We start from the raw sequence: 12,858 nt of genomic DNA, 5'->3' as shown, positions 1-12,858 counted from the left end.
GGATTTATTTTGTCTGAACAGGAAACGGTTCTGGAACCCAATGAAGAAACAATAAAGGCAGAACGCCATGAACGAATCATCAAACAGGTAGCCAAGGAACTGTCACTGTCCTTGAAGCAGGTCCGTACAACGTCGGAGCTTCTGGACGAAGGCAATACGATTCCATTTATCGCCCGCTACCGTAAAGAAATGACTGGAGAGCTGGATGAAAACCAGCTGCGATTGATTGAAGAACGCATTGTCTATCTGCGCAATCTTGAGGATCGCAAATTGGAAGTCATCCGTATTATAGAGGAACAGGGCAAGCTGACCGGAGAACTGAAGAATTCCATTACCCAGGCTGTGAAGCTGCAGGAAGTGGAAGATTTGTATCGTCCGTTCCGTCAGAAACGGAAAACGCGTGCAAGCGTGGCTAAGGAAAAAGGTCTTGAGCCCCTTGCTGTATGGATCTGGGGTCAACCGAAGCAAGGCAATGTACTCCAGGAAGCTGCGAAATATATCAATGCTGAACTGGGCGTAGAAGATGCGGAGTCGGCACTTCAGGGAGCCAAAGACATTCTCGCTGAGAACATCGCAGACGATGCTGCCATTCGTGCATGGATTCGTCGGTACACCTTGGATCACGGAATGCTGACTTCAGAAGCGAAGGATGCTCAAGAGGAGTCCGTGTACGAGAATTATTATGATTACCGCGAACTAGCCAAAAAGATGCCTCCACACCGAATTCTCGCGATTAATCGCGGGGAACGTGAGAATATTCTGAAAGTTGGCCTGGACGTACAGGCAGAACCGGCCCATCGTCATATGGAAGGACAGATCATTCGTGGTGCTTCTGCCGTGCAGGATATCCTGCGTGATGTGATTGAAGATGCATACAAGCGGCTTATTGCGCCTTCCATCGAGCGTGAAGTTCGTGGAGAACTGATGGAAAAAGGCGAAAATCAGGCCATCTCGGTATTCTCGGCCAATCTGCGTAATCTGTTGCTTCAACCACCGATTCATGGCAAACGCGTGCTGGGTGTCGATCCTGCCTATCGTACGGGCTGTAAACTGGCTGTCGTAGATGATACGGGCAAGCTGCTGGAAGTGGCTGTGACCTATCCAACACCACCACACAACAAGAAACGTGAAGCTGCGGAAGTGTTCCACCGCATGATCAAGCAATATGATATCGGACTGATCGTCATTGGTAATGGTACCGGATCGCGTGAAACGGAGCAGTTTGTTGCCGAGATCATTCAGGAGAACGGTGATGAAAGTCTGGTGTATCTGATTGTTAACGAAGCAGGGGCGAGTGTGTATTCTGCATCCAAACTGGCCCAGGAAGAGTTCCCGGATCTGGATGTTGCGGAGCGCAGTGCAGCTTCCATTGCACGCCGGGTACAAGATCCGCTTGCGGAGTTGGTTAAGATTGATCCAAAAGCTATTGGTGTGGGGCAATATCAGCATGACGTTTCCCAGAAGGTTCTGGAAGAAAGCCTGAAGGCTGTCGTCGAATCTGCAGTTAACCATGTCGGTGTGGACGTGAATACGGCTTCACCTTCGTTGCTGTCATATGTGGCTGGGGTTAACGCTACGATTGCCAAGAACATTGTGAAGTACCGTGAAGAGAATGGCCGGTTTACGAACCGCCGTCAGCTTCAGAAGGTGCCCCGTCTGGGTGCCAAAACCTATGAGCAGTGCGTAGGCTTTATGCGTATTGGTGAGGGTGAGAATCCATTGGATCGTACACCAATTCACCCGGAGTCCTACAAGGTTGTGGATCAGCTGTTCAAGGAGCTTCAGGTTGCACTGGACAAGCTCGGCAGCAAGGAACTGTCGGTGTTACTGTCCGAGCAACAGCCCGAGCAACTGGCTGTGAAACTGAACGTAGGTGTGCCTACATTGCGTGACATTCTGGACAGCTTGCAGCGTCCGGGTCGTGACCCGCGTGAGGAGATGCCGTTGCCAATCTTCCGTACAGATGTATTGAAAATTGAGGATCTGGTAGAAGGTATGGAGCTGCAAGGTACGGTTCGGAACGTAATTGATTTTGGGGCCTTTGTTGATATTGGAATTAAGAGTGATGGGCTTGTCCATATTTCACAGCTCAGCAACGGATATGTTAAACACCCGATGGATGTTGTATCTGTCGGGGATAATGTAACGGTCTGGGTTATGAATGTGGATACCAAAAAAGGCCGTGTCGGCCTTACGATGAAGAAGCCTGCTTCTGCGCAACAGTCTTAATAAGCAACAGAATTGGAGAACAGCCTTCCCTGAACAGGGAAGGCTGTTTGTTGTCAACAGGAATAGTCTCGTTGTCCGTTCTAATTCCTCTGGTAAGTACGGTGGGAATATGTGCATTTTCTTAAAGTGCGTGTTCTAAAGGCCATCCTTCGTAATCCAAAGCAGACTTTTAGGAACAGCCTCCTAAAGTTCGCTCTCCGCACTGCGTGGTGTGCCATTTGCTGGTTTGTTGCGATAAAAGAACCAGCATTCGTTCAGCAACTTGATTTGGCGGCTATCCTTTTTGTGAAATGCACGCATCAGTTGATTGCAAAGCCATTGAGGCAAGGGTATCTCCTCCTCTTGCATAATTCATCTGTACGTTAGCATATGTGGCAATAGCCTGGACTGTGCGGCTTAAGTGAGGAGCCCCGCCAAATCATTATCTTAATCGCCAAAAAGCACAATTCCCAATGCTGGGAGTTGCGCTTCTTGGACTTGTCATTTTAAAATGATACCTCAGATAAATTAGAGAGCTTCCATCTCTTCTTCATACCATTGTTCCAATTGAGCTTGGAGCGCCCGGATTTCAGTAAGCAAGGAAATCAAGGGATAATGGCTCTCACGTAGTACTGCAAAAGATTCTTCAAGCGCATTGATATAATCAAGGCCGCCGATGATGGTAAGATTTTCGTTCAGAAGATCGAGGTTGTCACATTCGGCGATTGCCCAAGGCAGGACAGGGACATCTGCTGCCGTGAGTTTATCTATCTCCTTGTGAAGGCGCAGATTGAGCGCGCTAAGTTGATAGGCGTAATCCGCCGGCATTTCCACGAACTGCAGTTGTTGTTCCTGCTGCAGGATGACATAGCGCATTGTAGGCATAACGAGTAATAATCTCCCCTCATACATTCTACTTGACAGTGTAGCCTACGAAACGGTTAAAATTCAAGTATTATGCCGGAAAAACAAATGCTCCGAGGGGGTGCAAGGAGAGGACACCGATGGAAAATGAGGAGTTGCAACAGTGGATTGAACAGGTATCAATGGATCATTTCGGAGTACCGTTCACCCATGAAGCGTTGTTTAACAGTCGTCTGACCACGACGGGAGGGCGTTATATGCTCAAAAGTCACCGGATTGAGATCAATCCGCATCAACTCGAAGCCTACGGGCGAGATGAGGTTGAAAAAATTATCAAGCATGAGCTGTGCCACTATCATCTGCATATTCGTGGACGCGGCTATCAGCATCGTGACCCGGAATTCAAGGCTTTATTGCAGAAGGTGGGCGGTTCGCGTTACTGTCAATCTCTGCCTGATGGCAAAGGCAGAAAGCCGCTGCCTTATCGTTATAAGCTGGTGTGCAAGAGCTGTGGTACGGAATATTTGCGCAAACGGAAAATAGATCCGAAGCGTTACCGCTGTGGTCGTTGCGCGGGAAAGCTGGGCCTTCAGAATATCTGATGTGAGTATCACTCAATGTATTGGAGAAAGTGATGGAAGGCATGTTGACTTGGATTATTAATCATGATAAATTAATCTTATTCAAGTTAATTTTCCCTGATAGCTCAGTTGGTAGAGCACTCGACTGTTAATCGAGTTGTCACAGGTTCGAGCCCTGTTCGGGGAGCCATTTCTTGGAGAGATACCCAAGTGGCTATAAGGGGACCCTCTGCTAAGGGGTTAGACTGCGTAAGCGGTGCGAGGGTTCGAATCCCTCTCTCTCCGTTCGGTAATAACTTCTCTGCAAAGGGATGAGAACCCTAAAGGTTCGTCGGAGCATAAGCTTCGTTAGCAATACTCCGCAGTCTCGAACGAAGTGAGAGTAACCCTCTCTCTCCGTTCTGATTCAACCCAAAATCCCCTTCACATTTGACTGGTTAACGGTCACTGTGAAGGGGATTTTTTGCGTTTACTGATCTTTAGTTATCCCTCGTGTACGCTTCTGCTTAAAGTGAAATATCCAGCACCTCGTATAAACCTTTCTTGCCTGCTTCCGTTACTTCGACAGAGCGACTTCCTGTTTTTTGACGAATCCAGTCCAGTTCCGATAATCGATGTCTGAGTTGTTCCCCAAGCATGCCTGAGAGATGATGACGGCGTTCGCTCCAATCCAGACATTTACGAGCGATGGCCCGGCGTGATTCGGGCTTCACTTGAAGTTCAATACCGAACGTAGTGAACCACTGCGTTCCTTTCTCTGTAACTTGATAATCCTTGCTGAGTGCTTCTTTGGGCTCTGCAAGATAACCCTTCTGTAGTAAGGCTTCACAGAGCGAAATTCCCAATTTCCCGGCTAGATGCCCATAACAGGTGCGTGCATAACTCAGTTGTTGAAGCTGATCGGATTGTTTGAGAGAGCGGATCTGTACAGGCGGAGCAATACTGGCCATGGTTTCAATCAGATTAGCAATTTCCTTGTTTGCAAGACGGTAGTATCGGTGACGGCCTTGCTGTTCAACTTCCAGTAATCCTCCCTCTACGAGTTTGGCGAGATGACTGCTTGCCGTCTGGGGCGTGACACCTGCCATATGAGCAAGCTCTCCTGCGGGCAACGCCCGGCCATCCAGTAAGGATGACAGAAAAATGGAGCGACTTGGATCAGCGATTAACGACGCAATAACAGTGATATTCGGGTATACATTCATACTTCGATCATATCTGAACTATTACTGTATTACAATTCGGTTGTAACGTCCCATACGAAGTCAGGCGAAGCTTATAAACGAATGGATTGGAACAGGAGAGGTACAAAATGAACAAGATAATGAAACCGGAGGCTGCTACTGGGCAGCTGAACAAAAATTCCACAGTGGTACGACATGAAACGATGAATCCCAGTATTTTGTATTATGGTACCCCTGTATTGCTGCTAAGTACATTAAACGAGGATGGGTCAACCAACTTGTCTCCACTGTCCTCATCCTGGGCGCTGGGGGACTGTCTGGTGCTAGGTATAGGTACACAGGGCAAAGCCTATGAAAATCTGATTCGATATCCGGAGTGTGTGATTAATTTACCAGATGCGACCATGTGGAGACAGGTTGAGGCATTAGGCCGTTATACGGGAGTTAACCCGGTACCTGAGGAGAAAAGGCAGATGGGCTATGAATATTGTCGTGATAAATTCACTGTAGCCGGACTGACATCCGAATGCTCGGTTCAGGTTGCTCCAGATAAAATAGTTGAATGTCCGCTTCAGATTGAAGCGGCTGTACAGCACATCCGCATTCCCGAACATACACCGTTCATGGCGATTGTGGAAGTGAAAGCGTTGAAGGTGCATGCGCACACCAGACTAATATCTGGACCGAACAAGATTAATCCAGAAGAATGGCATCCGCTGATATATAATTTCAGACATTATTACGGCTTGGGACAGAGACAAGGGAGCAATTTTCGGTCAGAGAATTGACCAGAGTAAAGGCCTTTTATTGTATAAGATGAATTAATCATTTACACGATATCGGAGAGGACAGAAAAAACCTGAAGAAGCGAAGCGTTCGCCTAAAAGCTTCTGAAAGAAAGCTACATCGGAAGCATACGCTATCACCGGATTTTCCCTTTAGAAAAGGGAATCGAAAAAATCTGGGGATAACAGCGATTGGAAGGTTATTCTGTCATCGGAGTGCCAGTGTAAATAATCTTTAGTTCAACTTAAGTAGTCAGGGAAAGATTGGGTAATAGTAAAGATACACATGTAAGCATATACATAGTGAAAGAGGTGATGTGCATGGAAGTGGAATATTTGATGCGTGTACTCATAGCTGGAATATGCGGTGTGCTGATCGGATATGAGCGCAAGAACCGAATGAAAGAGGCGGGGATTCGTACTCATTTTGTGGTTGCTGTCGGCGCTGCCCTGATGATGATTGTGTCGAAGTACGGATTCCAGGATCAGGCTGGCTGGGTCAATCTGTCTCTGGATCCGTCAAGGATCGCTGCACAAGTCGTTAGCGGTGTAGGTTTCATTGGAGCAGGCATGATCTTCACACAACGGCATACGGTCAGGGGATTGACCACAGCGGCTGGCATATGGGCTACGGCAGGCATGGGACTTGCTGTGGGTTCCGGTCTGTATTGGACAGGTACAGGCGTAACACTGCTTATTGTCGTGGCACAGATGTTGCTGCATAGGCCCACACGCTGGCTGGTATCCGCTCGAACAGAGACGTTAACCCTCCATCTGCAAAAGGAGGGAGAGGCCCTGAAGCGTGTTCTGGCACTGCTGGGACAGGAGAAGATATTGGTCATCGGATTTAAGACAGAACAGCAAACAAGCACAGACTTCGTAGAAGAGACGGTGCTTGAGTTCACGTTGCAACTGCCGGGTTCATACCGGGGCGAGCAACTGATTATTTTGTTACAGGACGTGCCTCATGTTCGATCTGCTGAGTTAAAATGAAGAAAACCTGCATGGCTCAATAGGCCACCATGCAGGTTTGGTGTTTAATTCCGTATAGGTTCGATTACTGACCTTCTCCGACAATCGTTTCCGGACGGGACACCGGTTTGCCTTCGAGCAAGCACTCAATGGCATGGGCGACACCGTGCTCGACATTGGTCAGTGTGATGGCTTGGGCCAGTGCCTGAATTTCGGGTTCACCATTACCCATGGCGATGCCGAGTCCTGCCATTTGTAACATGGAGACATCGTTGAAGTTATCCCCGATCGCTGCTGTATCTTCCATGGAAATGTTCAGGTGAGCCGCCAGTTTGGTAAGGGCATTACCTTTGGATACGTCGGGGTGCTGCATTTCGAAGTTGTGCTCAAAGGATACAACCATGGCGACATCGGATCGGGAAGCGAAGTATTCTCGTCCTGTTTTTACTTTGTCCGGATTCATGGAGAAGGCCATAATATTATAGATGTAGGCTTCTGTCGGAATTTCGAGGTGGCTGTTTACACGGTGGTAGTCTTTTTTGTCATAGTGTTTCTTAATGCCACGAATCATGCGTTCAATGTCCTCACCAGGGTTCGAACCCAGAACACGTTCCATCTCGGCGAGCAAGGTCTCATGACTGCTAAGTGGGGCATAGATGCCTTGTTGCGTTGAAGCTTCATAATAGACATCATGATCTTCCAGCCACTGCATAACGGAAGCGGCTGTGTCGCGCTCAAGCGGAAGATGGAATAGACGTTCACCGTCTGCATCATGAATCGTAGCTCCGTTAGAGCCGATAATTGGGGTTTTGATCCCGCCTTCGCGGCTGATGGTCACCACATCGGAATAGACGCGTCCTGTAGCAATGGTAACTTTCATACCGGATTGCTGGGCCTTTTGGATGGCTGCGGCATTCTCCGGGCTAATCTGGCTATCTCTGTTCAACAAAGTTCCATCTAAATCTGTGGCAAATAATTTCATATATTTACAACTCCTTATCATCTGTAGGTTCAGGAATGAGAATCTCAACGTGTTGTTCGGCTAGAAAAACAAGCCATTCTTGGGTTGGCCATTGATCCGTAATCAATACATCCACCAATGACCAGTCAGCAAAACGATAACCATATCGTTTATCAAACTTGGATTGATCTGCAAGAACAATGACTTTCTTGGCAGCTTTCATCATTTGGTGTTTAATTTTACCTTCCTCTTCGGAAGCACTGAAGCCGTCCATAGTGATACCGCCAATTCCGATAAAGGCTTTATCTACATAATAGTGGGAAAGTGTCTCGATCACAGAGGTACCATGGACATAACGTTGTTCCTTATCCACTTTGCCACCGAGCAAACGAATCTGGACAGCCGTGTGATTGGAGAGAAGATCAGCGGAATGAATCGAATTGGTAATGACGGTACAGGATTTGCCGTTCAAATTCTCGGCACAAGCCTGCACGGTCGTGGAAGAATCCAGAATAATGATCTCGCCTTGTCTTACTATAGCGGCAGCGAGTTTGCCAATGGCTCTTTTTTCCTCAGATACATCGAGTAAACGGTCTTTGTAGGATCTGAACTTTTGCGGAGGAGGGGGGAGAATTGCACCGCCACGTGTTCGAATGATGGCATCCTGTTCCTCAAGCTTGATCAGATCCCTGCGAGCAGTATCCCGTGATACATCAAACAAAGTGACAATATCATCAGCTGAGATGCGATTGTGTTTGTGAAGATGTTCAACAATGAGCTGCATTCGTTCTTCTTGAAACAAACATGTCACCTCCAAGGGTATGGATGACCGTACTTATCATGATACTTTAATTATAAGTATTCCTAATGCGATTTGCAATATTATAAGTCAACGTAAGGTTTTGTAAGTTTTTTGATGAGGAATTTACTTTTTCCCCGTGCAGGTGTGACATTGGCGTGCATGTGGAGGTCGACTAAAATGCTCTATGAAGAACAGTTTGAAATGGACAAAAAAGCCTGAAAAATAAATTTTAAAAAAAGTATTGCAAGTTTAAATTGTCCTGTGGTATACTCATTCTTGTCGCCAAGAAAGACAACTTGTTATTAAGGCCCGTTGGTCAAGGGGTTAAGACACCTCCCTTTCACGGAGGTAACAGGGGTTCGAATCCCCTACGGGTCATATCTTCACCACCTCATGAGATTTATATTTTCGATGAGAAATCCTCAAAGTCATTGCTCTTATAAACAAGAATGAAGCATGGCACATCCGGTGAAGTTTACAGCAAGAGCCATTAGCTCAGTTGGTAGAGCACCTGACTTTTAATCAGGGTGTCGAAGGTTCGAGCCCTTCATGGCTCACCATTTTTACAATTGAATATGCGGTCGTGGTGGAATGGCAGACACGCTATCTTGAGGGGGTAGTGGGTGTATACCCGTGGAGGTTCGAGTCCTCTCGACCGCATACATATTTGTTTTTTGCATAAAAAACCTTTTTCAGGGATTATTATTTCTGGAAAAGGTTTTTTTTTCTTACGTAAAATGAAGCGTGAGATTGTAATGGAAAAGTCATGGAATCTGGAAAAGCGAGGGTTCAAATAGTGAAGGATTAAATGAGGATGGTGTTGCAATTGCTCCGAAAAAGACTATCTGCCTGCTGGAATGTTGATACATTTATTCTACTCTCCTGAAATAATTGGTACCTTTCAAATCTTATAGCAAATCATTGATATTTTTATTGAAATCCCTTTGAAGAGAGGGTTGTGGATTAGTTTTAAAGTTCTGTAATTCATGAGCGTCTCCTGTCAATGTCAGAGGGGGACTGTACTGAATCACCAAAGGGTTTCGAAGCAAGTGCAGACTGTTTAGAACTGGATAGCATAAACGATTAGCCCTTGCTTTCTCTTTTTACTGGGGATAAATGTACTTAGTTCATCTTAGGTAAAATTCTACAGGATTAGGATCAGGTTTTCTCTTTCTGTGAAAATCAAAACGTTTGTATGATCGTGCTTCGTCTTTAAGCCCTATGATTAGGAACAATGAAGTTGTCTGTATTGTTAAGTTAGTTTGCGGACGAGATTGCTTTAGTGTCGTCTTCCATATAGCTTGTTTTTTTTAAGTGTGTGGTAAGTAATAACTAGACTCTTTCTTTCTGTTGCGATACTTTCCTTTTATTATCTATTCGAGAAAGAAATCCCTAAAAACTTCTTATATGGATTGGTGTTTTGGGAGTGAGCGATTGCCCGAGCATCTTCACTTCTTAAGGGAACTTTTGCATGAAAATTACCTTTTACAATTTTTGTGCTTTTTTTACCCACACTTTTGTGGCTTACGGATGCATCACTTTCCCATGTGGAAAGATACTCGACGGAAGGAAAATGATCCATATCCACACCAACTCGGCAATGAGTGTAGCGGCCGTAATTGGGTTCATTCTGGGGAACATTTGCGGTAATTCATATACATGCCGATAGCTTTGCAGGTATTCGACTATTTTAGAGTCCCCAAGCTGTCATGGATTTCTCCAAAAACTCAATATGTTCTCAGCTATACCTAATCAGCTCCAATTGGAGTGGGTAATCCTTCCTGACTTGACCTTGCTAGCTTCCATATATTTTTAATGCGGTACTTTTTTTGCTGTAAGGCTGCCCACACACTTTTTGCGTAATCGGCAATAGATATCTTTGCTTTCCGAGTTCGTATTCAGCGTACAGACGAAAATTGTTTTCTGATAACACCCGTGCTTACATAGTTGTCAAGCAATACATCCATGTTTCAAACCCTCCATTTAGGCTATTATACATGGTGATGGATCGACTGGATCTTTAGTATTTTTCTGTTTATCGTCTTAGGATGGGTCCCTCTGAGCAGCAGTGGTTTGTGCACAGAGCCTATCCTTATGGTTTATTTGACCGAGTTATCCCGCCATAAAAGTAACGCACTCGTTCACCATGTTACTACTAATGTTTCTATCTCGCACAAACCTTTTCTACCATTTCACTAGGTTTGCAAACGAGAGAGCATGGGGGGTATTTAGTGCAGTGTGCCGAACTTGGTTTTATAAACCGTCAATTATTTGACGTTTAATTCGTTTGATATGCCTTCTTCATAATCGGTCATGTATCTGAATCCCTCGAATATCTGGAATATTTTATTTTCTTTATTTAAAACAAATAATTTATAATCCATATTGTTTTTAATTAATTTTAGTTGTTCAGTGGTGAGTTCTTTTTCAACTGAGGTTTTAATGGTTGTTTCATAGTTTAAACGCCCATTTGATTCGAACTGGCCTTCTGCGATTGATGTAGCGGATACTCCTATTATATTTTCAATCTCTTGGGGGAAACCGATCATAAATGAGTATTCATTGCTATTTTTTAAGATTTGGTAGAGTTCTAAATTGAATGTGTATTTTAAATTAAAAAGAAGTGTTTTATCTTTATAAGAAATTACAATTTCTGTTACTTGGAAATTGGGAGGAAAAAATTTTTTTTCTATTCCTTCTAAGTTATCATGATTCGATTTTTCTGGTGACTTACTTTCTTCGTTTATCACGGGGGGGGGATTCGATGAGTTGTTTTCATGAGTTGAAGTACTATTTGAACAACCTATCAGACTCGATATTATTAAAAGTATTATCAAAGATTTCATTATAATTTTCACCGCCTACTGATTAGGATTCAAATCCTTCTCTATTATTTCAAGAAGGATTTGAATCCTTGATAGTATTACATTGGTTGTTTATCACTATATGGTTGGAATGTGTAATCAATTGTTAAGGGTTGGGAATTGATTAATTTACCTGAAATCATGTAATCTTTTGAGCCAACAACTTTATTGAACTTAGAACCAGCAGATAATCTCCATTTCCCTTTTGGAACTAACCAGGTAATGGAAACCGTTTCAGTAGTATCTACCCCGAATGAGGCGTTGGCTGAATAAGTGGCTTTTGCAATTAGGCCCTTGAATTCTGCTTCTCCACCAATTGATATGTTTGCACTTTTTTTAACAGAAACTGCATAATTAACGGTATCCGTTACATTAGCGGTATTATTGTGCTCTAAAGACCATGTTTCCACTTTGCGCACAGTCTCACTATTTTTAGTGTAAACATACCCGTCGAAAAATGGGGTAACTATGTCATGATCGGGTTTGTTATAAATTCGGGGATTTATGTAATTTTCATCGTAAGTAGAGGACCCCTCAGACAAAGGTGCTGCAGATGCAATTGACGAAGAGAGAGCTAGAGCACAAAAAGAAATAATGGCAATTTTTTTTATTTTCATTAATTTTCTCCTTTTTTTTAATTTTTTTTACAATTATATTTTTATACAAAAAAATATGAAAGTCAATGTTTTTCTGTAAATATCAGTAAAAGAATTCGTGATTGGTTTGTAAGATAGAACGCTTGCAACAGCATTTTAGTTGTGTGTTTTCTAAAAAAATAAGTTGAATACTAGGATGAAAAGATAATGATTCAAGATATACTCACAGATTCTATCTCAAAGATTTTGAGGTCTATGAGTAATTCATGGGGATCTTGTCCTAAGTTGATAGTGATTTGAGTGAAATCGTACCTTTTGTAGAAATTGCTCAGCGAGTTGGCGCTGTTCCCCGTTAAAACGCTGTTATCAAGAAGGTGAAAGCAGAGAAATGGATGTTAAGCGGCAGGGCGTTACCCCATAAGAAAATGGATTAAAAGGCTGATTATCTAGGCAGATTATGGTACAATTATGTATATTGTTGGCTTCGGGGGATTCGTTGAGGACAAGGAATGGTTTGAATTATTACGGTTGGAAGGCGGTTCTTGTATGCAGTCGATCTATGAGCGAATTGAACACCTGATTGCCGAACGAGGAATGACCAAGAAGGCTTTCTGCCAACAGCTGAAGATTAGCACAGGCAATCTGGGTGACTGGAAACGTGGCAAGTCTATTCCGAGTACGAATAAATGTATTGAGATTGCTTCGTTTTTTGATGTGAGCCTTGACTGGCTCATGATTGGTCGTCCATCGAAGGAAGCGATGGTTCGGGAAAAACGGGAGGATTATTTTTTTGACGTTTTGCGGCAATTGAATTGCCAGGAAAGTGAATTATCGACTGTGGAACAGTCTTTTATCAGCGAATATATTGAATTCACCCGTTACCGCAAATCCAAGGAAAGCAAAGACGCAGGAGACTATCGTTATAAGTCTGAGAACAGATCAGAGATTAATTCTGAAGAGAACGAAGCGTAACTGATATGAGCAGCATCCATGGACTGAATGAACAAAAACCTCTGGACTAATCCGAACATACTCGGAGAT

The 12,858-nt window shown here is 44.1% G+C and carries 12 protein-coding genes and 5 tRNA genes; 10 read left to right on the top strand and 7 right to left on the bottom strand.

Annotated features, from left to right (window positions below; genetic code table 11):
* Positions 1 to 9: 9 nt before the first annotated feature.
* Positions 10 to 2,229: a Tex family protein gene (locus MKY73_RS22780; protein ID WP_339303575.1), complete on the top strand. Its 2,220-nt coding sequence runs from the start codon at positions 10 to 12 to the stop codon at positions 2,227 to 2,229.
* Between the two features lie 183 nt (positions 2,230 to 2,412).
* Here the strand turns inward: MKY73_RS22780 and cmpA are convergent, their stop codons facing one another.
* Both cmpA and MKY73_RS22770 read right to left on the bottom strand, forming a co-directional pair.
* Positions 2,413 to 2,556 carry a cortex morphogenetic protein CmpA gene (gene cmpA, locus MKY73_RS22775; RefSeq protein WP_339303574.1) on the bottom strand — a complete coding sequence of 48 codons (144 nt, stop codon included), beginning with the start codon at positions 2,554 to 2,556 and terminating at the stop codon, positions 2,413 to 2,415.
* Between the two features lie 180 nt (positions 2,557 to 2,736).
* Entirely contained in the window at positions 2,737 to 3,093 is a 357-nt protein-coding gene (locus tag MKY73_RS22770) for a hydrolase/acyltransferase (protein ID WP_339240370.1), read from the bottom strand.
* A 119-nt stretch (positions 3,094 to 3,212) separates the two neighbouring features.
* On the opposite strand from MKY73_RS22770, the gene MKY73_RS22765 reads away from it, so the two are divergent.
* The 3 genes from MKY73_RS22765 to MKY73_RS22755 all read left to right on the top strand — a co-directional run bounded on the left by MKY73_RS22765 (position 3,213) and on the right by MKY73_RS22755 (position 3,938).
* Positions 3,213 to 3,674 carry a SprT family protein gene (locus MKY73_RS22765; protein WP_339303573.1) on the top strand — a complete coding sequence of 154 codons (462 nt, stop codon included), beginning with the start codon at positions 3,213 to 3,215 and terminating at the stop codon, positions 3,672 to 3,674.
* 93 nt (positions 3,675 to 3,767) lie between these two features.
* Positions 3,768 to 3,843: transfer RNA gene (locus MKY73_RS22760), tRNA-Asn, on the top strand.
* 6 nt (positions 3,844 to 3,849) lie between these two features.
* Positions 3,850 to 3,938 (top strand) — tRNA-Ser (locus tag MKY73_RS22755).
* Positions 3,939 to 4,159: 221 nt separating this feature from the next.
* Here MKY73_RS22755 and MKY73_RS22750 read toward each other — a convergent pair.
* Entirely contained in the window at positions 4,160 to 4,858 is a 699-nt protein-coding gene (locus tag MKY73_RS22750) for a helix-turn-helix domain-containing protein (protein WP_339303572.1), read from the bottom strand.
* A gap of 107 nt (positions 4,859 to 4,965) precedes the next feature.
* Between MKY73_RS22750 and MKY73_RS22745 the strand changes: the two genes are divergently transcribed.
* The gene (locus MKY73_RS22745) at positions 4,966 to 5,625 is read left to right on the top strand and encodes a flavin reductase family protein (RefSeq protein ID WP_339303571.1); all 660 of its coding nucleotides are present in this window, start codon (positions 4,966 to 4,968) and stop codon (positions 5,623 to 5,625) included.
* 318 nt (positions 5,626 to 5,943) lie between these two features.
* Positions 5,944 to 6,615: an MgtC/SapB family protein gene (locus MKY73_RS22740; RefSeq protein ID WP_339303570.1), complete on the top strand. Its 672-nt coding sequence runs from the start codon at positions 5,944 to 5,946 to the stop codon at positions 6,613 to 6,615.
* A gap of 64 nt (positions 6,616 to 6,679) precedes the next feature.
* Here MKY73_RS22740 and MKY73_RS22735 read toward each other — a convergent pair whose 3' ends face one another.
* Positions 6,680 to 7,576, bottom strand: a complete 897-nt coding sequence (locus MKY73_RS22735; RefSeq protein ID WP_339303569.1) for a Cof-type HAD-IIB family hydrolase — start codon at positions 7,574 to 7,576, stop codon at positions 6,680 to 6,682.
* 4 nt (positions 7,577 to 7,580) lie between these two features.
* The gene (locus tag MKY73_RS22730; RefSeq protein WP_339308701.1) at positions 7,581 to 8,366 is read right to left on the bottom strand and encodes a DeoR/GlpR family DNA-binding transcription regulator; all 786 of its coding nucleotides are present in this window, start codon (positions 8,364 to 8,366) and stop codon (positions 7,581 to 7,583) included.
* Between the two features lie 297 nt (positions 8,367 to 8,663).
* On the opposite strand from MKY73_RS22730, the gene MKY73_RS22725 reads away from it, so the two are divergent.
* The 3 genes from MKY73_RS22725 to MKY73_RS22715 all read left to right on the top strand — a co-directional run bounded on the left by MKY73_RS22725 (position 8,664) and on the right by MKY73_RS22715 (position 9,017).
* A tRNA-Glu gene (locus tag MKY73_RS22725) sits at positions 8,664 to 8,735 on the top strand.
* Between the two features lie 106 nt (positions 8,736 to 8,841).
* Positions 8,842 to 8,917: transfer RNA gene (locus tag MKY73_RS22720), tRNA-Lys, on the top strand.
* A gap of 17 nt (positions 8,918 to 8,934) precedes the next feature.
* Positions 8,935 to 9,017, top strand: a tRNA-Leu gene (locus MKY73_RS22715).
* A 1,607-nt stretch (positions 9,018 to 10,624) separates the two neighbouring features.
* On the opposite strand, the gene MKY73_RS22710 is transcribed toward MKY73_RS22715, so the two are convergent.
* Together MKY73_RS22710 and MKY73_RS22705 are read right to left on the bottom strand one after the other, a co-directional pair.
* Complete coding sequence (locus tag MKY73_RS22710) at positions 10,625 to 11,203, bottom strand: hypothetical protein (RefSeq protein ID WP_339303568.1); 579 nt, start codon at positions 11,201 to 11,203, stop codon at positions 10,625 to 10,627.
* A gap of 77 nt (positions 11,204 to 11,280) precedes the next feature.
* On the bottom strand, positions 11,281 to 11,838 hold the full coding sequence (locus MKY73_RS22705) for a hypothetical protein (RefSeq protein WP_339303567.1): 558 nt from the start codon (positions 11,836 to 11,838) through the stop codon (positions 11,281 to 11,283).
* A 525-nt stretch (positions 11,839 to 12,363) separates the two neighbouring features.
* Here MKY73_RS22705 and MKY73_RS22700 point away from each other — a divergent pair.
* On the top strand, positions 12,364 to 12,789 hold the full coding sequence (locus MKY73_RS22700) for a helix-turn-helix domain-containing protein (RefSeq protein ID WP_339303566.1): 426 nt from the start codon (positions 12,364 to 12,366) through the stop codon (positions 12,787 to 12,789).
* The last annotated feature ends 69 nt before the right edge of the window (positions 12,790 to 12,858 follow it).

The organism is Paenibacillus sp. FSL R5-0519 (assembly GCF_037974275.1).
Lineage (GTDB): Bacteria > Bacillota > Bacilli > Paenibacillales > Paenibacillaceae > Paenibacillus.
Note: the sequence above shows the minus strand (reverse complement) of the source record. Positions and strands in the feature narration are given on the sequence as shown.

Coding starts and splice junctions, on each gene's coding strand:
- MKY73_RS22735 (WP_339303569.1), bottom strand. CDS start 7,576: ATGAAATTATTTGCCACAGATTTAGATGGAACTTTGTTGAACAGAGAT.
- MKY73_RS22745 (WP_339303571.1), top strand. CDS start 4,966: ATGAACAAGATAATGAAACCGGAGGCTGCTACTGGGCAGCTGAACAAA.
- MKY73_RS22700 (WP_339303566.1), top strand. CDS start 12,364: ATGCAGTCGATCTATGAGCGAATTGAACACCTGATTGCCGAACGAGGA.
- MKY73_RS22710 (WP_339303568.1), bottom strand. CDS start 11,203: ATGAAATCTTTGATAATACTTTTAATAATATCGAGTCTGATAGGTTGT.
- MKY73_RS22765 (WP_339303573.1), top strand. CDS start 3,213: ATGGAAAATGAGGAGTTGCAACAGTGGATTGAACAGGTATCAATGGAT.
- MKY73_RS22750 (WP_339303572.1), bottom strand. CDS start 4,858: ATGAATGTATACCCGAATATCACTGTTATTGCGTCGTTAATCGCTGAT.
- MKY73_RS22705 (WP_339303567.1), bottom strand. CDS start 11,838: ATGAAAATAAAAAAAATTGCCATTATTTCTTTTTGTGCTCTAGCTCTC.
- MKY73_RS22770 (WP_339240370.1), bottom strand. CDS start 3,093: ATGCCTACAATGCGCTATGTCATCCTGCAGCAGGAACAACAACTGCAG.
- MKY73_RS22740 (WP_339303570.1), top strand. CDS start 5,944: ATGGAAGTGGAATATTTGATGCGTGTACTCATAGCTGGAATATGCGGT.